Raw genomic sequence first — 24,820 nt, forward strand, 5'->3', positions numbered from 1 at the left:
TTTTATGATTACAAATCAAAACCAGCACGCTTTAATTCTCGTAGGTATTGGTATGAAAATAAAACAGCTACTTCTCATTACTTTTCTTACCTGCATTTTATCTGTGTTTGCCCAAAAAATTGAGCACTTCAAATCCTTCCGCGACATGGGAAGTGAACGCTATTTCAGGTTTAACTATGATAATGATTATTTTGCAGCTACTGATGAAAATTATACTCAAGGCTATAATTTGGAAATAGTTTTGCCAATTTTAGAGAATAATCCAATTAATAGTTTGTTTTTCAAAGCGAAGGAATCAACTACCAAATATGGATTAGCTATTGAACATATTGGTTTTACACCTAATGATTATGCAAGCAAGGAAATACAAATAGGTGATAGGCCATTTGCTGCAGCCATTATGCTGAAGTCGTTTATAATTGCCATTAATACCAAACAGAAATATCGTTTATCCCAATCCTATAGTTTGGGTATTATCGGGCCCGGTGCATTTGGAAAAGAAATGCAAGTAGGAATTCATGAAGCTACCGGAAATAAAATTCCTCAAGGTTGGCAGCATCAAGTAAAGAATGATGTGGTTTTAAATTACAGCTTGGATTATGAAAAGCAGCTAGTCAACATCCAAAATGTGTTTTCACTGCAAGGCGAAACTGGTGTTGAAATTGGAACCCTATTTACAAATGCTTCTTTAGGGTTGAATGCGACATTAGGATTAATAAACACGGCTTTTACAGATTCTAAAAGTAAAAAAGGGTTTCGAGTTTATGCTTATGCTGAAACCATTGGACATGTTATTGGTTATAATGCTACTTTGCAAGGCGGTTTATTGAATAGAAAAAGCGTTTATACTATAAATTCTAATGAGATTGAACGCTTAACTGCGACCTTTAATTATGGTTTTGTGGTGCAAACTAAAACCTTATATTTTGAATATTCCAGATCTGCTATTACTAGGGAATTTGAAACAGGTTCTTCGGCCAAATATGGTGGTATTAAAATTGGGTTTACTTTTTAATCAACAATCAACAATTAACAATCAACAATCAGAAATCTTTATCCTTCTGTATTAAAAAACACTTTATAGTAATGCATTTTCTTTTCATCGTCATAACCACGTTCTAAATATTCGCTAGATGCTTCTGGTGCATCAATATCTAATTTAATTTGAATGTTGGTGTCCAGTTTAATTTCAGTTTTTATCTTTTTCTTTTCTTTATTAACCACGAGTTCAGCTACATCAAACTGATTTCGAATCACGAGATTTTTCTCGCTTTCAAAGGTTTTCTTATAGTCGTCAAACAAGGTTTTGTGCTTGTCTTCATGAAACAATTCATCTTTAAAGGTTTCTACATTTACAACCTCATGTTCTTTGAAAAAGTCGATGGTTTTCGCTAAAAACGTATTTTGCTCTTGATTTCCATAGGAGATTTTTAAAATATCTTCAGAAAAATCTTTACATAACTCAATGTATTGTTGGGTATGACTATTGGCATCATCAGCATATTTAATATTCAAAAAATGATTGGTCCAATATTGGGCATCGTAGTTGTTATTATCCGCACTGAAGATGATGCGTCCTTCGGTATCGCTTTGATTTAAAATTAAACAGCCTTTATCTACTTTTTTACTGCTAATTCCTTTTTGAACTAATACATCATAACTATTGTTTTCCAAATAGGTTTGAAAGAAATTCACTTTGTTTTCAATTTTAAAAATTCCAATAGCATTGGTGGTCATTTCATTAAATTCAATACCTTCAAAAAGTACCACCAAAACATCGCCTGTTTTTATTTGTGCCGAATTGGATTGTTCAAATAAATGTTTTACAATATGTTGAGACGTTTCAATGAAATTTTCTTCATCCGCAAAAACCTGCGCACTATAGGTGTTTATTTCATTAAGAGAAATATCAGCATGATGGTTAAAACGGAATGTTTGCACAGCCGATGCAAATGGCCTTAATAAAAACGGTAACATCAGTTCATAACTAGCCTCGTCAAAAATGACTTCTTTTTCAGAAAACGCATTTTTTGTGTTATTATGTTTATTTCCTACTTTGTGAATAATACATTTGGAAATGGAGGCGTTTTTTCTAGAAATCATAGTCTTAAAATTGAGATTACAATACTAATCATTTCAAGGCAAAAAGGCATAAAAAAAACCGAAGCTTTTAATTTCGGTTTTTAGGGAAGTGTTTGGGAGGTTATTCTTCCAAATCAAAGTGGTTTATGACTTCTTGGTACGACATTTTAGTATAGTCAATATTGCCTCTTGTTGAATTGTTAGATGGAATAATTATATACCTAACATCGCTAATATCATTAAAACTTTCAGAAGTTCCATCTAAACTTCTACCAAGAATTCGGAATGTATTGGTGTCTTGAAAGGCTACAAAATAGTATGTTCTATTGCTATATGTGAATGGTATTCCTACAATATCTTGAGCGGTGAACTTTCCATAAACCACTATTAAACTACTTGATAAAGTTTCGGCATTGATATTGGTGTCAATAACATCAAACTGTGAAGCAGAACCATCTGAAAGGCTTATTGGAATCCAATCTGAAGCTATGACATTAGCATTACCATCTTGACCATTTGAGCCAGCAGGTCCTGCAGGTCCTACTGCACCATCGTTTCCGTCTTCTGGTGAACAGCTAAAACTAAAAGCTACTAAAAGTGTTAATAATACATACTTTGATTTTGAAATTGTTGTTTGAATCGTTTTCTTAATTGTTTTCATGACTTTAAAATTTATTGTTTATTTCTACTTTATGTTTGGATTAATAAAAGGTTAACATTTATACATGAAAAAACCGAAGCTTTTAACTTCGGTTTTTATAAAATTGATAATAGATTAGTTTAGTATGCAATTCCGTAATAATCGCAAACAGCATGATAGTCGTTAATATCTACTCCAGCCTGATTAAGCTCATTGTAGATTTGTTGTTTTCCCGATATTGTTCGTCCAGTTGTTGTTATACTAGAAGATTCTATGATTATTACCTTTAGTTCATCAATAGTTCCTTCGGGCAGGGAATATGATGTATTATCTGAAGCCAATGAAAATCTAAAATTCATATTACCTGTTTCCGAAAAATTTCTAACAAAAATTGTTGTTCCCGAAGGGTTCATTATATTGGGTACTTGATAATAAACATCTGATGCACTTATATAAGTTAATACCACATCATTTGTCAAAACATCGGTTGTTAATTCTGGAATTGCTTGAGATACTGAACTCCCACTTTTAGCCGAAAAATCATATATAAATGTTTGAACGTTTGCATTACCATCTTGACCATTTGTACCATTTGTACCATTTGTTCCTGCAGGTCCAATTGGGCCATCTTCTCCATCTTCTGTAGAACAGGAAAAACTAAATACTACTAAAAGCGCCAATAAGACATACTTTGATTTTGAAATTGTTGTTTGAATTGTTGTTTGAATTATTTTCATGATTTTAAAATTTATTGATTATTAATTATTTTTAGTGAATACATTATTTTCAATGATTGTTCTATCAAAGATGAATACGTGATATCTAACATGTTATACTGTTCAAATCTAGTTGGAAGCATCTAATTAGGACAACACAAATGTTCTTTAGTCTTGTACATATGTTGCAACCTGTAGTTTTGAGTATTTTTTCAATGTCTTGGTTTTGTTTAATGTCAGTGAGGCTAGAAAGGTTAACATGAACTAAATAAAAAACCGAAACGTTCACGTTTCGGTTTTTTAAATGCTCAAGGTTTTAGCTATAAATAAGTAGATGCACCAAATCCAGTTGCGTTAGGTGATGAGGTTCCTATGCCATCATTGTTATCTTCATATTGCGGTTGTTCAGAAGCGGTGTCATTTGCTAAAATATACATTTGCGCTTCGTACATGGATATACTTCCATTTCCATTTAAATCGGCATTAACTGTAGCACCAGATATTGGGTCTATTCCTGTTATTGCTGCAAAAAAGTGGTATGTAAATTCACCATATTGTCCAGAACGGTGAGACCAAGTGACTTGAAATTCTGTTCCAGAAGTCATAATAACTCTATTTGGTCCTTTAAAATCCCAAATAACGCCACCGCTATAACATGGTTTAACAACTGCTATCATAGAACCCATAGACAATTCGTTGATTTTAGTGGCTAAATAATCATCTGTTAATGGCGTAGACGAATTGTAATAGAAATATTGCTCATCTGTATTGTCTGAAATACTACCTCTATTATCATCACCGTTATTATCATTTACTCCTGTACTACGACGACCAAAATTATCTTTGCCGCCTCCATGATTATTCATCATTAAGAAGAATTTGGTTGTGGAATTCATATACTCATCTATATAGCTAAAAGCTTCATTTAACCCTGTTGGATTTGCGGCATAGTGAACTGGAATTTCATCATCTTCGCCAATACCATTTTTATAGACTACGCGAATTTTATTTTCAGGATAACCTTTGGATCGTAGGATGCTATACATTAATTTTAAATCGTTCCAATATCTTAAATGTGCACTTGCAGCATTTATTCCCCCACTATATAACAAAGCTGTTTTATTTTCTTGCGAAAAATCGAATTCACATAATTGTGGATACAATACACAGATATTTATAATTGATGGTCTTGGAATGAGTATGTTAGTAGTTATAATTTTAAAATTAGGAATGGTTTGGATCACTATAGTTGCTAATGACCTATTTCCAAATAATTCAGCAGTATTTCGAATCGTGGAATTATCATTTTCCTGACAAATTCCCTTAACCTTTACTTTCTTGCCAAAATGTTCACTAAAGTTTATACTATTATCTAGTTCTGAAATTCTATCTATATAGATATAATTTTCTTCAGGCGTCATTGCATCAATATAATAGTCGTCTTTATCTATCAGTAATTTAGCGACACCATTTTCTTCAATAAGAATGCCTTCAACTTCAAATTCCTTTCCAATATTATCACGCCAATTAGCATTCTTAATTTCCGAATAGGCCGTGATTTGTGAGGGTGGCGTCGGATCATCATTAGTAGGACTGTCATCTGATTCACAGTTGTACATTAAAATTCCCAAAGTAAAAACACAACATGTTTTTAAAAAGGTATATATAAGTGTCTTTCTTATATATTGTTTTTCGGTTTGATTTTTAAATGATTTCATCGTATAAATATTTTAGATTTACTTTTTTATGAAGTTGATTAATAAAAGGTTAACGTAAATCATAAAAAAAAGTCGGAAAATAATTTTCCGACTTTTAACTTGAAGACTAATTCAAATAAAATAATAGAATTTTAGAGTTGGAATAAAATACCGGCATTAATTATTATTTGCTCGTATTCACTAATCACATATTTAGGTTCTAAATACACACTTAATTTTTCTGAAAATTTCCAGCGTCCACCCGCGCCAATGTTTACACCGAAAGCATTATCGCTTACTTCATAAGTGTCATAATAAAAACTGTAATATGAAGCACCAGATTTATAACTGGAATAATTTAAACCAAGCAAAGGATATATTTTGAGTTTACTTTCTATAATTTCAAAAAAGTAATGAGCATTCACGTCTATAGCTAGTGTGTTTTGATTGAATCCATATAAGCTGTTTCCAAAGAAATACGAAACGCCTGGTGATACAGCAATGTCATCTGTTATAGTAAATTCTGCCTTTACGGTGACACCTGGAGCAGATATTTTTTCATTATAACCCAATCCGCCACCGATGGCAATTTGCGCTTGAGTTTGAAAAGCTCCCATAATAATAAGGCCAAATACTAATAAGGCCTTTTTGTTTTTGAATCGTTTAATGTTTACTAATTTCATGTTTTTAATATTTTAAATTATTGATGTTTTAATTTAATGTCCTATAACCTTAAAGGTTAACATAAGATCATAAAAAAGTATAAATATGTATTTCGTTTTAGCTTATTGGCCATATTGTTGATTTTGAAAAATAATCTTGCAAATTGAATTTCAATTTTAAAGTGAAGTGAGGAACACAAATGAATGCTTTTAGTTGATGTATTGACTTTTTATGTTTTTATCCAGATGCTTTATAAGGTACATTCTTGTACAGCCAATTATTTTCAGGTTTAATAAAGGGTATCTATTTACTTAAGGTGTGACATATCTCCTACAAAAATCATAACATATTCACAAAAAAAGTTAATTTAGCAGAAATGTGTTAACCTTTTTAATTCTAGGCTATTAAATGGAAAGCGTTCAAGAGAACATTACAATTGAAGACTTAAAACAAGGCTCCGATAGACTGTTTAAAGAAATTTATGAAGACAATCGGGAGAAGTTTCTCAATTTTGCTAGAAAGTATAATCTGTCGCAAGACGATACTATTGATGTCTATCAAGATGCCTATATTATTTTCTATAATAATGTAATGGAAGGTAAAATAGAGGGATTTACAAGCTCTATTTCAACCTATTTGTTCAGTATTGGGAAGTATTTAATTTTTGATAAAATGAGAAAAAATAATAAGACTATAAATCCAGATTTTGATTTGTCGCTTATTAGAGAACGTGATGCTTTGGTGGATGCCTCATTTGATTTAGATCTGGATGATTTAACAACAGAGCAAGTTTTATTGAAAAAGCACTTTTCTACATTAGGTAAAAAATGTCAAGAACTGCTTACCTTATTTTATTACCGCGGGTATACTATTAAAGATATCATTGAAACTAGTGAATATACCAGCGAAAATGTAGTAAAAAGTGCCAAATCACGTTGTATGAAAACCCTTAAAGAACGTATTAATAGCAATAGCAATGAATAATCAAGATTTAATATATCACTATTTTTCTAACAGCTTAACCGCTGAACAGGAAATTACATTCAAAAAACTTCTGGAAACAGACCCCGACTTTAAGTCTGAATTTGATTATGAAAATAATTTGAAGAAAGCTATTAAAAGTCATGAGTCTGATGCTTTAAAAACCAAATTGCAAGGTTTTGAAAGTGAACTTAAAACACCTAAAAACACGAATTTCAAATTTGCCTTTTTGGCCATTGCCGCGAGCTTATTGTTTTTAATGGGCTGGTTTGGCTATAATTCCATATTCCGTACTAATTATGACAATTTATACGCTTCTAATTTTACGGCTTATCCAAATACGGCTTATTCCATTACGCGAGGTGATGATGCTGTTTCTGCAGAACGCGATGCTTTTGTAGCTTATGAAACCAAAAATTATGAGAAGGCTTTAGATTATTTTAATGAGATTCCAGAAGCTGATCAAAAGAAATATATTCCGTTTTATAAAGCACAGTCGTATTTAATTATAGATAATCTTGAAAAAGCGAAGCCATTATTTATACAAGTAGTTTCAAATAAAACTGATTTCGCAGCGGAGTCAACTTGGTATTTAGCTTTAATAGCTATTAAAGAAAAGAATAAAGAGCAGGCTACCGATTATTTAGAAAAATTAATTGCCAACTACAGTTACAATCAAGCAGAAGCGAAAGAGTTGTTGAAAAAACTTAACTAGATTTCCGGCGTTTCCTTATAATATAGCCAACTACAATAAGTCCAGTAAAGCCAACGACATACCAAATCCAGTTATTAGAAGTCACCATGGCTTTAGTATTTCCTGAAATAACAAAGCCCGACCAATAATACGGATGCGACAAGGCATTTTGGCTATTGTCCTTTATAAAAGAAATTTGTGATTGTTGCAATGCCTGACTTTTATTTAAACCTTCAGATAAGTTTTTGTAAAAGCCTTCCATAATGTTCAAAGAGGAAGCATCGTTAATTTTCCATAAGGTGCTTGAAATACTAGTAACGCCACTAAAGTAGAATCCGCGCGCTAAACTAATAAAACCTTCTCCTCGTTTTAAGTCACCAATGCCGCTTTCGCAAGCACTTAAGGTTACTAAACTGGTGTTGAGGTTTAAATTATACAAATCACTTACATATAATAAACTGCTACCATTCTCTTTTGGTTGAAATGCTAAATAGGAATATTCGGGATTTTCATCATCTAATATGGCATGGGTTGCAAAATGTAAAACGCCATAATTGGTACTTTCTAAATTAAAATTTTGAAGTGTAGCATCATTATCCGTTAGGGTTTTACCGTTAAAATACTTTAGAATATCTTCGGCTTCCGTTCTGTTATGTGGTAAAGCCAATAATTTACTGGATTTTGAGTCCGTGAAACTTGGAGCAAATGCTAGAACCTTCGTATTCATAACTTCCTTTTCTGAAAGCTGTTTAAATAACGTAGCAGAATTAACATAGCTAATGGCGTGATTTTGTATTAAATATTTAGAAGCACCATTGACAGATAAACTGGAAAATGGAATATAATTTAGCAAGCCATCTGTTATAATGATGATGTTTTCCTCATTTAGATTTTTTATGCTTGGTTCCGCTAAATAAGAATATAGCTGAAACGATTGGTTGTTGAGGTCCTCCAAATTCGATTTCGGATTTTTCAACATAGAATAAACGCTATTAATATTTTTCTCCAAGGCATCATGATGATTTACTTGATTTATCGATTTGCTGTTATTGGTAATTGTAATGCTATAAATGGCCTTGTTTCCGTAGAAATAAGAAACTAAAGCGGTATTAGAATCCAATAAATTTTGAACCTCCTTTAATGAAATAACTTGAGCGTTGTATTTTAAATTGAAATAGGTTTTGTAGTTTGTTTCAATAGTGGAGATCAATTCGCGGTATGTTTTTTTAACATCAAATAATTCAGATGCCAACTCATCATTGGGAGAATTGTTTAATTGCTTTTCTAAATAGGTAATTCGGGATTTCAGAAGCTGTTCTTTTTCAGTTATATTTTTAGGAATATTAGCAAATTCCGTGGCTTGCATTCCTAAAAGTGCTTCTGTTAATAATACACTTTTGCTCTTTTCAGAATAATAAAAAGCTTTATCAATAAGAGAATCTTCTTGTGTTTGATCAAACAAATTAAAGCTTGCTTCTAACGCCGATTCGAAAACAGGAAATGCGTCCTCCATTAAAAACATTTTATCTGAATTGTTCTTAAACGATGGCTTTAAATTATCAAGTACATCTAGAGCTAATTGTGTTGTTTCTAAACTTTCCTGATAAGACCCCAAACTGTTTAAGGCTTCTAATTTGTTTTTTAGTATTTGCAAATAAATAGTTTGGCTTAAGGTCGATTTACTAGGATCCGCAATTTTATGAATTGCTAATTCATAAGAAGACAAAGCTTTTTTAGGTTGCCTAAAATACATATGTAATAAGCCTATTTCCTGATAAGCTTGCGCTAACTCTTCATCTGGCAAAGGTTTGTTTTTAGCTATGAGATAGCCGATTACGTGCTCTAAATCCTTTTCTGCAGCACTATAATTGTTTAATGCTTTATTTATTTGAGCACTTGAGGCAAGATATATTTTTGATAGCGGATGCTTTTCCGAAATAAAAGGTTTCATTTTAGCCAAATAGAATCGAGCGCTATCAGATTGGCCTAGTTTTAAATGATTTTCAACAACGCGTTGATAGGAAGTAATAACGCGATTGTTGTTTTTGGTAATCGAAATATAATAATCTAAAACTTTAAGGATACTGCTATTCGCTTTTTCATATTGACCTTCTTTTTGATAAATATCAGCCAGTAAAATTTGAATGTTATTAGAAAAGCCAATACCAATGTCATCATTTTGTCTTATGGTTCTTAAGTTTTTTTCGTAAAAATCTGTAGCAAGCTTGTATTTACCTTCTTTAACATAAAGGTTTCCTATAAAACTTGTTGTAGATAAATACAATTTTAAAACTTCCGGATCTTCTAAATAGTCAGGATTATCTTCAATGGTTTTTACAAACTGATTGAAATACTTTAAGGCATTTTTATAATTGTTTAAATCGTATTCATAAAGTCCTTTGGTGTACTGAATAGATGTTTTATAATAATTTCTCAAATAGAGCGTATCTATAACACCCTTATTATTTCTTTCAATAGAATCTAATTGACGCAGATTCTTTTTGATGATCGGTAAATCATTATGAAAATTGGCTGACCAAGACTCTCTTAATAAAGCTTCAAGTAAATAGGGGATATCTTGATTCGCTGTCGCCGTTGTTTTAATTCGATTGAAATAAAAATAGCAGGAATCTTTAGAACTGTAATAATATTCATAGGCTTTTTCAAAGTCTGCATCTAGATCATCTATATAAGATGCATTTTGGGCATAACTGATTTGAGAAACGGTTATGATAAAAACCAATATTTTAATATAGCGCATAAAAAAAGCTTTAAGTAAAACTACAAAAAGCTTTTTTATAATGATATGTATTTAGATTAATAAAACCGAGCGTTTAAGCTGTACGAAGTTTTAACATCATTGACGTCTTGTCTTTCTACAATAATAATAACTTGACCTTTAAAATTATTTAAAGATGCTGGTTGGATAGAAACAACCCCATTATAATCTTCTGAAGGATTAAAGACATTAAAATTTACCACCTCTAGTTCCGCTTCGGTATTATAATCTAAAAACCGGATAGTTATATTTGTTATGTCTGGAGTAATCGTTAAATAAGAAAAATTGCCTTCCAATGGAACACAACCGATACATGGTGATGGTGGAGGCGGTGGATTTGGTGGTCTTCTAGGTTTACGTGGTGGTAAAAGATATTCCACTTCGATACCTATTTGATAGGCTAAATTATCATTAAGTATTTGCAATTGTGCTTCTGATTCTGATAACTGTAATTCTATTTCAGCAGTACCTTCACCATTTTCAATCATTTGTTGAAGCATAAGAATGGTGTTTTGCGTATCGTCTATTTCCTCTTCTAAATAGATAACATATAAATCACCTTCATACAAATTGTTTTCAGTGGTTAAAACAATTTTATCGTTATTATCGCCAGTTAAATCCTCGTCGTCTTCACAGCTCACTACCATAAAAATAAGGAGGAGCATTGGGAGTAGAGTGAAAATCGTTTTTCTCATAATTCTAATATTAATTATATAATAGATACTTTAATATGGGGTATGTTATAAAGTTAACATATTTAACTACATTTTATTGTGAAAAAACATCATTTTATTTTTAAATAACTGATTTTAATTAGTTAATCTGATAAATCAAAACCGTATTCGCATCACCTTTTGTTACAAATTCTAAATTTCTTCCTTTATCCATATTTGCCATATCTATAGCTGAAGTACCATAAACAGGGAAGTTTGCCATGAGTTTAGCATTGCTGTCAAATAGGTATACTTTCTGCGTTTGCTTATCGGTTACGGATACATAAATTTTATCATTCAAATAGAATATATTCGGTTTGCTATAATTACCATAATCCAATTCATACGTATTGTTCTTAATGGTTAAACGATTTTCAGATAAAGCAACCAGCGTTTTAGTGGTGGTTTCTAAATGGTGACTATCCGTTAATCCTAAATCTTTAGTAGAGGTATTTCCTTTGGAATCTATAGTGACTAGTTTCCCATTCGTAGTTGTAGTGGCGAAATTTCCATTAAATAAATATACGGCTTCATCTGAATAGTTGAAATCTCCTTTTGGCGTTACACGTGTTTTTCCAACCCGATCCAGAATGTATAGCTTTTTAACCGTTTTAAAAAGTAAATAGTCTTTCCTGCCAATTCTAATATGTTGGGGTTTGTGAATTAAATTATCTGCCGCAGCACTAAAATTAAAACCTTTTACTGATTTCCCTGAGTCATCCAACATCAAGACATTTTTTCCTTGGGTAACCATAATGCGGTATTTTCTATTTCCATCATAATCAAATATAGAAAGCGGTTGGGTAATAGGATCGTTAAATTTCAAAGGAAAAGGAGCCACGTCTTTCCCCGTTCTATCTAAAACATAAACACGATTGGTGGTGGCAAATGCTAATTGTAAACGGCCATTTTTAAACATGTCTATCTGTTCAATTTTACCTAGAATAGCGCCTTGAAGTTGTTTTTTCCACAGAATTTTTCCAGTACTAGAAATTAGATAGAGATTGTTTTTAATATCTTGAACGGCAATTTCCTTTTCGCTAGTACTATGATTGGTTACCAATTGTGGGACGTTTAAAATATCGGCATCTATTTTTACGGCGGCAATTTCAGTTACAGCATTTTCTACTGCTCGCGTTTTTCCTTTTTGAATAACAGCGTTCACATGTGCAAAATCTGTATCATATATAAATTGTAAACCCGTTGTGCTAAAAGCATCCAATATCAAATTTAAACTATCCTTTAAATTTCGGTTTACAATAGTTTCCAAATAACTAGGATTTACAACACTTAACATAGACGATTCATCACTAAACTGATCCGTTAACGTTTTATAATGATTGCGGGAACTGTAGGTTGTTTGGTTTTTATAGCTAGCAATAATAGTGTGAAGCATTTCTAAATCGTTAGAGAAAATCACGAAATTATCAACGATGCAATATTTGTTAGCTTCCTTAAAAGTTACAAATGGATATAAAATGTTGTAGAATAATTCCGGTTGACTAAAATTATAAATATCAATTTCTCGATAGTTTTCTATAATATCTTGATCGTTTAGTAAGGCATCTTTAGTAATGAAGACATCCAAAGAGTTTAAAACAATGGCGCGATTGGAGCCTTCATAAATAACACCCGCTTCAATAACATTATCCAAAAGTGTGGTTGTTTGTATTGAATCTACTTTTCGGAAAGTGTTGAGGTTTTTATTGAAAACAGCATAATCACCAAATGTCAAACTTAAAAAACCATCGCTATTAGCTGGTGTAATAGTTGCAAGTTTGTTTTCTTGTGGTGATGTGTTTTTAAAAACATCTATTAATTTTTTCGTGGAATCGGCAGATTTTATAACACCATTTAGTTTTAGAGCATTTTGCTCAATATCCATATCAAAAAACAAATAGTCGGTTAAAGTTAAGGTGCTAATTTCCGCATCTATAAAAAAGCTATTTAAACGATTCTCTTTTTGTTTATTTATGAAAACGGAAAGTTGATTCTCGGCATTTGAAGAATTAATTAAGGCTTTAATTTTGGAGTCTATTTTAGCATCTTCCAGAGATGAAATTAATAAGTCTTTGGTAGATGCTCCAATAAAAACGCTATCTTTTACAATGCTAAATAACTCGTGTTTGCCAACCGCGCTTTTAGTAATGGTGTGTTTGGCATACTTTAAAGTTTCAATACTATGGTTTGGAAGTGAATCTATTAAAAACAAATCAGACTTTAATTTTGTTACAATAGAAAACTCTAAACTATCTTTTATTTGAAATAAGGAGAGATATAAATCATCTTCCGTTTTTAAATAGTGTAAAAGATTCAGTTTTTCTGAAAGTCGGTCATAACTTGGCGAAACCTCCAAAGCCTTTAAAAAAGCATTATTACTAATATTGCTTTTCAAGCTGCCTACATTTTTCACCTTTATAATAACGGCTGCGTCATTATTTAAGTAATCCATTAATTGCGTTTTCTTTTGTGAAGAATTACAACCTATAAAAAGCAGATTTAAAATACATAAAAACCAAATGTTTTTCATTGAAGGGAGAGTTTGTACAAAACTACATAAATAAATAATAGCTTTAAAATGAATACTCCCGAACTTATAATGGCATTTTTAGTTGTTCTGGCAGTAGTCGAAAGGATTTTCTATGGTATTTTGTAGGACCATATTTTCTAATGGCTTCCCGATGTTCTTTAGTGGGATACCCTTTATTTTGCTTCCAATTATACATAGGAAATTCCTCATGAATAGTTTCCATATAAGCATCTCTATAAGTTTTAGCTAAAATGGAAGCTGCCGCAATGCTTAAAAATTTCGAATCGCCTTTTACAATGGTTTCATGTGGAATTTTTTCAAAAGGTTTAAACCTATTGCCATCCACAATAATGAATTCAGGACTAATAGATAAACTGGCTATAGATTGATGCATGGCTAAAATAGAAGCATTTAATATATTAATTTCATCTATTTCCGTTGGAAAAATATGCGCAAAACTAAATGTTAAAGCGGCGGACTCTATAATAGGTTTCAATATATTGCGTTTCTTTTCTGATAGAAGTTTAGAATCGTTTAATAAACCGTTTTTAAAATTTTCAGGAAGAATAACGGCTGCTGCTGTAACAGGTCCGGCTAAACAACCTCTGCCAGCCTCGTCGGTGCCGCATTCGTTTTTAAAATTTGAATAGTGTAATTTTAGCATGTAAATAATTCTTAATATAACAACGGTATTATAAATTGTATATACATTTGCAAGGTCGAAAAAATAATTATGAGGAAAATAATTTTAGCGTTTTTTTTAGTGTTCTGCATGAATTTAGTGGTTGGTCAAATAAAACAGCGAATAAATAGCGAGGGAACTGTTGATCAAGCAAACCCGCGTTATAACGATTCGGTTTCAAGAGGATCCACTGAAAGTACCAGTATTAAGGATATTAAAAATCTAGATGCTAAAATAGAGCAGTACCTTATTATAACAGAAAGTAATGATACCACTTATGTTGATACGACTTTAACCATTCAAAAAGAGTATAAATTCAACTACCTACGTCGCGATAATTTTGAATTGCTTCCTTTTTCAAATGCTGGCCAAACCTATAATTCCTTAAGCTATACTTATAAACAAGATGCACTCATGCCATTGTTTGGAGCAAGAGCACGCCATTTTAATTATATGGAAATTGAAGATATTAAGTATTATCAAGTTCCAACACCATTTACGGAGTTATATTACAAAACGGCATTTAAACAAGGTCAGCAGATTGATGCGTTTTTTACAGTGAATACCTCTAAACAGCTCAACTTTTCTCTAGCATATAAAGGATTGCGATCTTTAGGTAAATACCAACATATCCTAACCAGTACAGGGAATTTTAGGTTTACTACTAGTTATAATACCAAAAACAGACGGTATTTTGCCAATGCACATATTGTGATGCAAGATTTAATGAATCAAGAAAACGGCGGCGTTCGCGATGATAATATTCCTTTTTTCGAATCCGGCAATCCAGAATTTCTAGATCGTGGGGTATTAGCGGTTAATTTTCAAGATGCTGAAAACATCCTTAAAGGGAAGCGTTTTCATTTAGATCATTACTACTACATTATTAAACCTACAGATTCTTTATCTAAAAATGCGTTAAGTGTTAATCATGTTATTTCATTTGAAGATAAGTTTTATGAATATAATCAAGATGCGGCCAACGATTATTTTGGTAATGCTTTTCAATCTAAAGGATTAAGAGATCGTGTAACGCTGGAGAATTTCTACAATGAATTGGGTTTAAATTATGAGAACAACATTATAGGTAATGTAAAATTCAATGTAGCCCATACCAACTATAATTATGGTTATGATAAGGTAGCCTTATTAAATGGTCGGTATATTACCAACAGATTGAAAGGTGATGTCGTATCGGTAAATGGTGCTTACAACAAAATTATTAGCGGCTTCCAACTTCATGCGGAAGCGGGCCTGAATGTAACTGGCGATTTCGATGGCAACTATATATCCGGAAACGCTTCTTATACAATGAACGAGAATTTCAAATTTGGAGCACATGTAAACCACAATTCCCGAGCGCCAAATTATAACTATCAATTATTTCAAAGTGTATATGCTAACTACAACTGGCAAAACAGCTTTAAAAATACCAAAACACAGCAACTGGGTTTCCTGGTGGAATCTAAATTATTAGGAACAGCCACTTTAGATTTCACAAACATCAACGACTTCACCTATTTTAAGAAAGATGGTATTAATAATTTAATAAAACCATTTCAAACCGATCAATCTATAAGTTACGTTAAGGTGAGGTGGGAGAAGGGTTTTGATTTTTTTAGAAAGTTTACCTTATATAATACCATCATGTATCAGAATGTTCAGGATAATGGCGCCGTGTTTAATCTGCCTGAATTAACAACGCGCAATACCTTGATGTATTCTAATGGCTTTTTCAAAGATGCGCTATTCCTGCAAACGGGAATTACCTTTAGCTACTTCAGTAATTATAAAATGAATGGCTATGATCCATTATTGGCAGAATTTTATGTTCAGAACGATCGTGACTATGGAAATTTCCCAAGATTCGATTTTTTCGTAAATGCTAAAATTAGCCAAATACGGATTTACTTGAAGGCAGAACATTTCAATTCGGCTTGGACTGGATACAATTTTTATTCAGCACCCAATTATCCATACAGAGATTTTGCCGTTCGGTTTGGTGTAGTTTGGAACTTCTTTTTATAATATGAAGAACTGAAATGTGCTTTTCATATCTATATATAGTATAACACAACCCCAAATTCCTACCTAAAATCCCACTTATAATCCCATTTCCAAACAAAGGCGGTTCAAAGCACATTAAAAGTGCATTTAGGATTATAAAATTTGAGTTGTAACGTCTTGATATTCTGCTTTTAGAAAATTAAATCAAAAATACTTTAAAAAAAGCTTGTAAAAGGGAAAGATTGGGTTGTATATTTGCAGCCGCTAAAAACGGTAACACTGTTGGCAGCTACGTTCATTGAGAGGCAAAAAAGGATTAAGATAGGAGGTTAAAAAATTAATTTCAAATTAAATCAAGAAAAGCTTTGCAGGGATAAAAAAGGTTGTATATTTGCAGCCGCTAAAAACGGCAACGCTGTTGGAAGCTACGTTCATTGAGAAGCACAATAAAGATTAAGATTTTGACATTAGAATTTAATTTCAATTTAAATCTAAAAAAGCTTTGCAGGAATAAAAAAGGTTGTATATTTGCAGCCGCTAAAAACGGCAACGTTCTTAGAAAGTTCCAGAGGAAATATTGAAAACGGAGTTTGGGAAAAAATTTAAATTTTTTCTAAAATAAAGTTTGCGGGTTACAAAAAGAGTAATTATATTTGCACCCGCTTAAGAGATAAACGCCTTAAGAAACAGATTAAAAAGTTCATAGACATATTGAATTGACAGCGTAAGATTTAACTGGAAACGGTTAAGTTGAACAAAAGAGAATAAACCATTTTGAGTAATTAGAGAATTAAATCTATTTCGATTAGTTGTTAAATAATATTTAAGAATTAACGATGAAGAGTTTGATCCTGGCTCAGGATGAACGCTAGCGGCAGGCTTAACACATGCAAGTCGAACGGTAACAGGAATTAGCTTGCTAATTTGCTGACGAGTGGCGCACGGGTGAGTAACGCGTATACAATCTACCTTTTACAGTGGGATAGCCCAGAGAAATTTGGATTAATACCGCATAGTATTATTAGTTGGCATCAATTGATAATTAAAGTTTCGGCGGTAAAAGATGAGTATGCGTTCTATTAGCTTGATGGTAAGGTAACGGCTTACCATGGCATCGATAGATAGGGGCCCTGAGAGGGGGACCCCCCACACTGGTACTGAGACACGGACCAGACTCCTACGGGAGGCAGCAGTGAGGAATATTGGACAATGGGCGCAAGCCTGATCCAGCCATGCCGCGTGCAGGAAGACTGCCCTATGGGTTGTAAACTGCTTTTATACAGGAAGAAACACCCCGACGTGTCGGGGCTTGACGGTACTGTAAGAATAAGGATCGGCTAACTCCGTGCCAGCAGCCGCGGTAATACGGAGGATCCAAGCGTTATCCGGAATCATTGGGTTTAAAGGGTCCGTAGGTGGATAATTAAGTCAGGGGTGAAAGTCTGCAGCTCAACTGTAGAATTGCCCTTGATACTGGTTATCTTGAGTTATTATGAAGTAGTTAGAATATGTGGTGTAGCGGTGAAATGCATAGATATCACATAGAATACCAATTGCGAAGGCAGATTACTAATAATACACTGACACTGATGGACGAAAGCGTGGGGAGCGAACAGGATTAGATACCCTGGTAGTCCACGCCGTAAACGATGGATACTAGTTGTTCGGTTTTCGGACTGAGTGACTAAGCGAAAGTGATAAGTATCCCACCTGGGGAGTACGTTCGCAAGAATGAAACTCAAAGGAATTGACGGGGGCCCGCACAAGCGGTGGAGCATGTGGTTTAATTCGATGATACGCGAGGAACCTTACCAGGGCTTAAATGTAGATTGACAGGTTTAGAGATAGACTTTTCTTCGGACAATTTACAAGGTGCTGCATGGTTGTCGTCAGCTCGTGCCGTGAGGTGTCAGGTTAAGTCCTATAACGAGCGCAACCCCTGTTGTTAGTTGCCAGCGAGTCATGTCGGGAACTCTAACAAGACTGCCAGTGCAAACTGTGAGGAAGGTGGGGATGACGTCAAATCATCACGGCCCTTACGTCCTGGGCTACACACGTGCTACAATGGTAGGGACAGAGAGCAGCCACTGGGTGACCAGGAGCGAATCTATAAACCCTATCACAGTTCGGATCGGAGTCTGCAACTCGACTCCGTGAAGCTGGAATCGCTAGTAATCGCATATCAGCCATGATGCGGTGAATACGTTCCCGGGCCTTGTACACACCGCCCGTCAAGCCATGGAAGCTGGGAGTGCCTGAAGTCCGTCACCGCAAGGAGCGGCCTAGGGTAAAATTGGTAACTAGGGCTAAGTCGTAACAAGGTAGCCGTACCGGAAGGTGCGGCTGGAACACCTCCTTTCTAGAGAAAGACGACTAATTTGAATACTTCTAAATAAAAGAAGTGGCTTATTCTCAAGCTGTTAATTTAAAATAATATCAGTTCACAGTATAATAGTTCATAATGCAGTATTTAATACTAAAAATTGAATTAAAACACTTAAAAACTGAAAAGAGTCTCATAGCTCAGCTGGTTAGAGCGCTACACTGATAATGTAGAGGTCGGCAGTTCGAGTCTGCCTGAGACTACAACAAAAAAGAGTTCAAAACTTGATTAATTAAGGTTTGAAAACGTTCATTACATACTGAAAGGAAATTTTAGAAGTTGAGATACCTCTCCTTTTTGGAATTAGGAATTTATATTTCGAAATTTCATTTAGAACATGGGGGATTAGCTCAGCTGGCTAGAGCGCCTGCCTTGCACGCAGGAGGTCATCGGTTCGACTCCGATATTCTCCACAAACATACTCACGAAAGTGGGTATCTCATAAGGAATGCTGTCAATTTAATTGAAAGACAACCAAGTGAGGTCTCTAATTTATTAGAGAACCAACGTTCATTGACATATTGAAAAAGATACATGAAATCTAATAATTAGAATCGTCTAATTATTAGATTAAAAAAGTGATTAATTAGGGTTACGAGCTTTTAATTAATCACAGTAAACTCATTAAAAAAGCAAATAGTACAATAAGCTAAATAAGGGCGTATGGGGAATGCCTTGGCTCTCAGAGGCGATGAAGGACGTGATAAGCTGCGAAAAGCTGCGGGGATTGGCACATACAAGTTGATCCGCAGATATCCGAATGGGGCAACCCAGCATGTTGAAGACATGTTACACCGTAAGGTGAGCAAACCCGGAGAACTGAAACATCTAAGTACCCGGAGGAGAAGAAAACAATAGTGATTCCGTAAGTAGTGGCGAGCGAACGCGGATTAGCCCAAACCAGATTTGTTACGGCAAATTTGGGGTTGTAGGACCACAACATTGAATGTCATATGAATTAGAACGCTTTGGAAAGAGCGACCACAGAGGGTGATAGTCCCGTATAGGTAAAGAAGACAAACATAGTGGTATCCTGAGTAGTGCGGGACACGAGTAATCCTGTATGAAACAGTCGGGACCATCCGATAAGGCTAAATACTCCTGAGAGACCGATAGTGAACTAGTACCGTGAGGGAAAGGTGAAAAGAACCCTGAATAAGGGAGTGAAATAGAACCTGAAACCATACGCTTACAAGCGGTCGGAGCCCTTTAGGGGGTGACGGCGTGCCTTTTGCATAATGAGCCTACGAGTTACCGTTGCTAGCAAGGTTAAGGACTTCAGGTCCGGATCCGTAGCGAAAGCGAGTCTGAATAGGGCGCTTTAGTTAGTAGTGGTAGACGCGAAACCGTGTGATCTACCCATGGGCAGGTTGAAGCTGTAGTAACATACAGTGGAGGACCGAACCGGTTGACGTTGAAAAGTCTTCGGATGACCTGTGGGTAGGGGTGAAAGGCCAATCAAACTCGGAAATAGCTCGTACTCCCCGAAATGCATTTAGGTGCAGCGTTGATTTTATAGTTTTATAGAGGTAGAGCTACTGATTGGATGCGGGGGCTTCACCGCCTACCAATTCCTGACAAACTCCGAATGCTATATAATGATAATCAGCAGTGAGGGCATGGGTGCTAAGGTCCATGTCCGAGAGGGAAAGAACCCAGACCATCAGCTAAGGTCCCCAAATATATGTTAAGTTGAAAAAACGAGGTTGAACTGCTTAGACAGCTAGGATGTTGGCTTGGAAGCAGCCATTCATTTAAAGAGTGCGTAACAGCTCACTAGTCGAGCGGTTCGGCATGGATAATAATCGGGCATAAACATATTACCGAAGCTATGGACTTATTAATAAGTGGTAGGGGAGCATTGTAGTGTCGTCGAAGGTGAGTCGTGAGGCTTGCTGGAGAAGCTACAAAAGAAAATGTAGGCATAAGTAACGATAATGCGGGCGAGAAACCCGCACTCCGAAAGACTAAGGTTTCCTCAGCTATGCTAATCAGCTGAGGGTTAGTCGGGACCTAACGCGAACCCGAAAGGGGTAGTGGATGGACAACAGGTTAATATTCCTGTACCTGCTCACACTAAAAGTGACGGAGGCGAAAAGTTGGTGCGTACTGACGGAATAGTACGTTGAAGGATGTGGTAACACTCCGATAGTACACTAAAGCTACGGCTGCGGTGATAATCCAGCAAATCGACTTCCAAGAAAAGCGAGTGAAGCAGCCCGTACCCTAAACCGACACAGGTAGTTGGGATGAGAATTCTAAGGAGCTCGAGAGATTCATGGTTAAGGAACTAGGCAAAATAGACGCGTAACTTCGGGAGAAGCGTCGCCCCCCTCCGGGGGGGCCGCAGTGAAAGAGTCCAGGCGACTGTTTATCAAAAACACAGGGCTATGCTAAATTGAAAAATGACGTATATGGCCTGACACCTGCCCGGTGCTGGAAGGTTAAGTGGAGGGTTTAGCTTCGGCGAAGATCTGAAATGAAGCCCCAGTAAACGGCGGCCGTAACTATAACGGTCCTAAGGTAGCGAAATTCCTTGTCGGGTAAGTTCCGACCTGCACGAATGGTGCAACGATCTGGACACTGTCTCAACCATGAGCTCGGTGAAATTGTAGTATCGGTGAAGATGCCGATTACCCGCTGTGGGACGAAAAGACCCCGTGCACCTTTACTATAGCTTAGTATTGGTTTTGGATAAGTAATGTGTAGGATAGGTGGGAGACTTTGAAGCGGCGTCGCTAGGCGTTGTGGAGTCATTGTTGAAATACCACCCTTTGCTTATCTAGAGTCTAACCCTTCAAAAAAGGGGACAGTGCTTGGTGGGTAGTTTGACTGGGGTGGTCGCCTCCAAAAGAGTAACGGAGGCTTCTAAAGGTTCCCTCAGTACGGTTGGTAATCGTGCGTAGAGTGCAATGGCATAAGGGAGCTTGACTGAGAGACATACAGGTCGATCAGGTACGAAAGTAGAGCATAGTGATCCGGTGGTTCCGCATGGAAGGGCCATCGCTCAAAGGATAAAAGGTACGCCGGGGATAACAGGCTGATCTCCCCCAAGAGCTCATATCGACGGGGGGGTTTGGCACCTCGATGTCGGCTCGTCACATCCTGGGGCTGGAGAAGGTCCCAAGGGTTGGGCTGTTCGCCCATTAAAGTGGCACGCGAGCTGGGTTCAGAACGTCGTGAGACAGTTCGGTCTCTATCTACAGTGGGCGTTAGAAATTTGAGTGGATCTGACTCTAGTACGAGAGGACCGAGTTGGACAAACCTCTGGTGTATCTGTTGTTCCGCCAGGAGCATTGCAGAGTAGCTACGTTTGGAAGGGATAAGCGCTGAAAGCATATAAGCGCGAAACCCACCACAAGATGAGATTTCTTTAAAGGGTCGTGGGAGATTACCACGTTGATAGGCTATAGGTGTAAAGGCAGTAATGTCATAGCCGAGTAGTACTAATAACCCATAGGCTTATTGTACGCCTGTTTTTTTATACAAAGTTTACAAAACAAATCATGTAATTCTTTTTCAATATGTTAAGATATTTGTCACATCTATATGTGACGCTGATGTAATAGGCCTAAAAACCTATTACCTTAGCTATAACTTAAGGTGGTTATAGCGACGGGGCTCACCTCTTACCATTCCGAACAGAGTAGTTAAGCCCGTTTGCGCCGATGGTACTGCATCTCGTGGGAGAGTAGGTCGCCGCCTTTTTTAAGAATCCTCTTCATAACTGAAGAGGATTTTTTTTGTTCTAAAATGTTTATACTTCGTATATTTACATGATAAATTCTAAATTATCAATCGTGAATACCAATCCTGATATTAATCTTGCCTGGCAGTTTGTCACTGAAACGGATAGAATTATCTTTCTAACAGGTAAAGCAGGTACTGGTAAAACAACCTTTCTTCATAAATTAAAAAACGAATCACTTAAACGTACTGTTGTCGTTGCGCCAACAGGAGTGGCCGCTATTAATGCGAAGGGCGTTACTATTCATTCGTTTTTTCAATTACCTTTCGGGCCTATTTTACCCGATGCGGATGTGAAGGCATCTCAAGGTTTTAATAGGAAATTCAGTAAAACTAAAATCAATATCATTAAATCTATGGATCTATTGGTTATTGATGAAATTAGTATGGTACGAGCCGACTTATTAGATGGTATTGATAAAACATTAAGACGCTTTCGGAATAAGAATAAGATTTTTGGCGGTGTTCAGGTATTAATGATTGGCGATTTGCAACAACTATCTCCTGTAATTAAAGATCATGAGTGGTCTTTGCTTAAAAAATATTATGCTAATGGTTACTTTTTTAGTAGTCATGCTTATCAACAATGTCAGTCTATTACTATAGAATTAAAACATATTTATAGACAAGAGAATCCCGAATTTATCAACATTCTAAATGAAATTCGGAATAATAGACTTTCTAAAGAAGCCGAATTAATATTAAATCAGCGCTTTCAACCAGATTTCAGTCCAAATGCAGATGAGGGTTATATTCAGTTAACCACGCATAATAATAGAGCAGAGCTTACTAATCAAAAGGAGCTCGACGCATTGAAAACTAAAATTCAAAATTTTGAAGCCCAATTATCTGGTAAGTTTCCGGAGCATGCTTATCCCAATAAGGAAACTTTAGCTTTAAAAGTTGGTGCGCAGGTTATGTTTATTAAAAATGATAGTTCCCAAGAGAAACGTTATTTCAATGGGAAAATAGGCAAAGTTATCAAGTTGAATAAAGATGAAGTTGTAGTGCGTTGTCCTGATGACGATTTTAATATTGTTACTAAACCTGAAATATGGGATAATATTAACTACAGTGTTAATCAAGAAACAAAAGCTATAACGGAAGATAAAATAGGATCATTTACTCAAATACCTTTGCGCTTGGCTTGGGCCATTACCATTCATAAAAGTCAAGGTTTAACTTTTGAAAAAGCTATAATTGATGCCCAAGGTGCTTTTGCTCATGGGCAAACTTATGTAGCGTTAAGCCGATGTAAATCATTGGAAGGTTTGGTATTGAAGAGTAAAATTACCTCTAGTCAAATAATTAGTGATAGTCAGGTAATTTTGTTTAATGAGTCTGCCAATGAGAATCAGCCGGATGAAGTGGAATTAGAAACATCACAAAAAAGGTTTCAATTAGGATTGATTTCTGAAGTTTTCGATTTCTATTCATTTTTATATCCTATGAATCGCATTTTGGATATATATTATAAAAATAGAGGGAGCATTGAAGGGAAAGTAGAAGCACCTTTAATAGCTATGAAAGATGCGGTTACTAAACTTTTAAAAGTTAGTAATTCCTTCAATAATCAATTAAAAACGATTTCTAATGAAGAAAATTTACCTGAAACGAGCAACATAATTCAAGAGCGTTTTATTAAAGCCGTTTCGTATTTTAAAAAGGAATTAGATTCTACTATTGTATCTTCTTTTAAAGAATTTAATTTCACTACAGACAATCAGGCTTTGGAAAAGGATATTTCAAACCAAAGTGATATTATAGAAGAGCATTTAGAAACTAAAATTTTATATTTTAAAGAACTTACTGATGGTTTTAAAACCCGCTTGTTTTTAGATTTACGCGCTAAAGCCGTATTTTTGGTTAAAGAAAAACCTAAAAAACTTAAGAAAGCAATTATTGATGGCACTACCAATGTGGAATTATTTGAATTGCTTCGCGTTTTAAGAAACAACATAGCTCAAGAAAATGATCTAGTGCATTATCAAGTATTCACCCAAAAAGCGCTTTATGCCATTTGCGAAACCTTGCCAACAACTAAAAAAGAACTTTTAGATATTGTGGATATGGGAAAAGTGCGTGTTGAAAAATATGGCACAGCTATTTTGGAAGTGATTCAAGAATTTTGTGAGGAAAATGACATTGAATTTGAAGAAGTATTAGAATTGTCCAAACCCGAAAAAAAGAAAGAACCCAAAGTGGATACCAAATTGCAATCTTTAAACCTTTTTAAATCTGGTAAAACTATTGCTGAAATTGCTAATGTGCGGGAGTTAAATGAGAATACTATTTTTGGTCATTTAGTAACTTTTATTTCCAGTGGTAAAATAAAAGTAACAGATTTAATGAGTGCATCGCATTTTAAAGAACTTGAAAAACTCATTCCTAAAATTTCCTATGAAAATTTATCAGACTTGAAAAAGCAGCTAGATGATAAGTATGATTATGGTGAAATACGACTAGTTTTAGAAAGCCTTAAATAAAAAAATCCCAATGAAACATT

14 protein-coding genes, 2 tRNA genes and 3 rRNA genes are annotated in these 24,820 nt (G+C 35.0%); 10 read left to right on the forward strand and 9 right to left on the reverse strand.

Annotated features, from left to right (window positions below):
• Window positions 1-4 precede the first annotated feature (4 nt).
• On the forward strand, window positions 5-1,015 hold the full coding sequence (locus tag ES674_RS06335) for a lipid A deacylase LpxR family protein (protein WP_317132037.1): 1,011 nt from the start codon (window positions 5-7) through the stop codon (window positions 1,013-1,015).
• Between the two features lie 38 nt (window positions 1,016-1,053).
• On the opposite strand, the gene ES674_RS06340 is transcribed toward ES674_RS06335, so the two are convergent.
• From ES674_RS06340 to ES674_RS06360, 5 genes are all read right to left on the reverse strand, one after another.
• Window positions 1,054-2,103 carry a nucleoid-associated protein gene (locus tag ES674_RS06340; protein ID WP_148403120.1) on the reverse strand — a complete coding sequence of 350 codons (1,050 nt, stop codon included), beginning with the start codon at window positions 2,101-2,103 and terminating at the stop codon, window positions 1,054-1,056.
• A 100-nt stretch (window positions 2,104-2,203) separates the two neighbouring features.
• The gene (locus tag ES674_RS06345) at window positions 2,204-2,743 is read right to left on the reverse strand and encodes a hypothetical protein (RefSeq protein ID WP_148403121.1); all 540 of its coding nucleotides are present in this window, start codon (window positions 2,741-2,743) and stop codon (window positions 2,204-2,206) included.
• A gap of 119 nt (window positions 2,744-2,862) precedes the next feature.
• On the reverse strand, window positions 2,863-3,402 hold the full coding sequence (locus ES674_RS06350; RefSeq protein WP_148403122.1) for a hypothetical protein: 540 nt from the start codon (window positions 3,400-3,402) through the stop codon (window positions 2,863-2,865).
• Between the two features lie 356 nt (window positions 3,403-3,758).
• Window positions 3,759-5,156: a C13 family peptidase gene (locus tag ES674_RS06355; protein WP_148403123.1), complete on the reverse strand. Its 1,398-nt coding sequence runs from the start codon at window positions 5,154-5,156 to the stop codon at window positions 3,759-3,761.
• Window positions 5,157-5,287: 131 nt separating this feature from the next.
• Complete coding sequence (locus ES674_RS06360; protein ID WP_148403124.1) at window positions 5,288-5,818, reverse strand: outer membrane beta-barrel protein; 531 nt, start codon at window positions 5,816-5,818, stop codon at window positions 5,288-5,290.
• A gap of 388 nt (window positions 5,819-6,206) precedes the next feature.
• Here ES674_RS06360 and ES674_RS06365 point away from each other — a divergent pair, with 388 nt between their 5' ends.
• Window positions 6,207-6,782 (forward strand): RNA polymerase sigma factor, encoded by a 576-nt coding sequence (locus ES674_RS06365; RefSeq protein WP_148403125.1) that lies wholly within the window; start codon window positions 6,207-6,209, stop codon window positions 6,780-6,782.
• Window positions 6,775-7,494, forward strand: coding sequence for a tetratricopeptide repeat protein (locus ES674_RS06370; RefSeq protein ID WP_148403126.1), 720 nt, complete (start codon window positions 6,775-6,777; stop codon window positions 7,492-7,494). The genes ES674_RS06365 and ES674_RS06370 overlap by 8 nt, the downstream gene beginning before the upstream one ends.
• Here the strand turns inward: ES674_RS06370 and ES674_RS06375 are convergent.
• The 4 genes from ES674_RS06375 to ES674_RS06390 all read right to left on the reverse strand — a co-directional run bounded on the left by ES674_RS06375 (window position 7,487) and on the right by ES674_RS06390 (window position 14,159).
• Window positions 7,487-10,234 carry a CHAT domain-containing protein gene (locus ES674_RS06375; RefSeq protein ID WP_148403127.1) on the reverse strand — a complete coding sequence of 916 codons (2,748 nt, stop codon included), beginning with the start codon at window positions 10,232-10,234 and terminating at the stop codon, window positions 7,487-7,489. The genes ES674_RS06370 and ES674_RS06375 overlap by 8 nt on opposite strands.
• Window positions 10,235-10,290: 56 nt before the next feature.
• Entirely contained in the window at window positions 10,291-10,947 is a 657-nt protein-coding gene (locus ES674_RS06380; protein WP_148403128.1) for a hypothetical protein, read from the reverse strand.
• Between the two features lie 118 nt (window positions 10,948-11,065).
• Entirely contained in the window at window positions 11,066-13,495 is a 2,430-nt protein-coding gene (locus ES674_RS06385) for an NHL repeat-containing protein (protein WP_148403129.1), read from the reverse strand.
• Between the two features lie 64 nt (window positions 13,496-13,559).
• Complete coding sequence (locus ES674_RS06390; protein WP_148403130.1) at window positions 13,560-14,159, reverse strand: ribonuclease HII; 600 nt, start codon at window positions 14,157-14,159, stop codon at window positions 13,560-13,562.
• Between the two features lie 69 nt (window positions 14,160-14,228).
• Here ES674_RS06390 and ES674_RS06395 point away from each other — a divergent pair, with 69 nt between their 5' ends.
• The 7 genes from ES674_RS06395 to ES674_RS06425 all read left to right on the forward strand — a co-directional run bounded on the left by ES674_RS06395 (window position 14,229) and on the right by ES674_RS06425 (window position 24,800).
• A complete protein-coding gene (locus ES674_RS06395) occupies window positions 14,229-16,205 on the forward strand; it encodes a putative porin (RefSeq protein ID WP_148403131.1) in 1,977 nt (658 codons plus the stop codon).
• A gap of 812 nt (window positions 16,206-17,017) precedes the next feature.
• Window positions 17,018-18,543 (forward strand): 16S ribosomal RNA (locus ES674_RS06400).
• Between the two features lie 153 nt (window positions 18,544-18,696).
• Window positions 18,697-18,770: transfer RNA gene (locus tag ES674_RS06405), tRNA-Ile, on the forward strand.
• 136 nt (window positions 18,771-18,906) lie between these two features.
• Window positions 18,907-18,980 (forward strand) — tRNA-Ala (locus ES674_RS06410).
• A gap of 229 nt (window positions 18,981-19,209) precedes the next feature.
• Window positions 19,210-22,037 (forward strand): 23S ribosomal RNA (locus ES674_RS06415).
• A 129-nt stretch (window positions 22,038-22,166) separates the two neighbouring features.
• A 5S ribosomal RNA gene (gene rrf / locus ES674_RS06420) occupies window positions 22,167-22,275 on the forward strand.
• The 16S, 23S and 5S rRNA genes sit together here with 2 tRNA genes alongside, the layout of an rRNA operon.
• 92 nt (window positions 22,276-22,367) lie before the next feature.
• Window positions 22,368-24,800, forward strand: coding sequence for a helix-turn-helix domain-containing protein (locus ES674_RS06425; RefSeq protein ID WP_211359267.1), 2,433 nt, complete (start codon window positions 22,368-22,370; stop codon window positions 24,798-24,800).
• The last annotated feature ends 20 nt before the right edge of the window (window positions 24,801-24,820 follow it).

Origin of the sequence: Bizionia myxarmorum, assembly GCF_008086205.1 — a bacterium.
Taxonomy (GTDB): domain Bacteria; phylum Bacteroidota; class Bacteroidia; order Flavobacteriales; family Flavobacteriaceae; genus Algorimicrobium; species Algorimicrobium myxarmorum.

Excerpts from the sequence above, each read along its gene's own strand:
- ES674_RS06335 (WP_317132037.1), top strand. The coding sequence starts at position 5 with ATGATTACAAATCAAAACCAGCACGCTTTAATTCTCGTAGGTATTGGT.
- ES674_RS06340 (WP_148403120.1), bottom strand. The coding sequence starts at position 2,103 with ATGATTTCTAGAAAAAACGCCTCCATTTCCAAATGTATTATTCACAAA.
- ES674_RS06345 (WP_148403121.1), bottom strand. The coding sequence starts at position 2,743 with ATGAAAACAATTAAGAAAACGATTCAAACAACAATTTCAAAATCAAAG.
- ES674_RS06355 (WP_148403123.1), bottom strand. The coding sequence starts at position 5,156 with ATGAAATCATTTAAAAATCAAACCGAAAAACAATATATAAGAAAGACA.
- ES674_RS06360 (WP_148403124.1), bottom strand. The coding sequence starts at position 5,818 with ATGAAATTAGTAAACATTAAACGATTCAAAAACAAAAAGGCCTTATTA.
- ES674_RS06365 (WP_148403125.1), top strand. The coding sequence starts at position 6,207 with ATGGAAAGCGTTCAAGAGAACATTACAATTGAAGACTTAAAACAAGGC.
- ES674_RS06370 (WP_148403126.1), top strand. The coding sequence starts at position 6,775 with ATGAATAATCAAGATTTAATATATCACTATTTTTCTAACAGCTTAACC.
- ES674_RS06375 (WP_148403127.1), bottom strand. The coding sequence starts at position 10,234 with ATGCGCTATATTAAAATATTGGTTTTTATCATAACCGTTTCTCAAATC.
- ES674_RS06380 (WP_148403128.1), bottom strand. The coding sequence starts at position 10,947 with ATGAGAAAAACGATTTTCACTCTACTCCCAATGCTCCTCCTTATTTTT.
- ES674_RS06385 (WP_148403129.1), bottom strand. The coding sequence starts at position 13,495 with ATGAAAAACATTTGGTTTTTATGTATTTTAAATCTGCTTTTTATAGGT.
- ES674_RS06390 (WP_148403130.1), bottom strand. The coding sequence starts at position 14,159 with ATGCTAAAATTACACTATTCAAATTTTAAAAACGAATGCGGCACCGAC.
- ES674_RS06395 (WP_148403131.1), top strand. The coding sequence starts at position 14,229 with ATGAGGAAAATAATTTTAGCGTTTTTTTTAGTGTTCTGCATGAATTTA.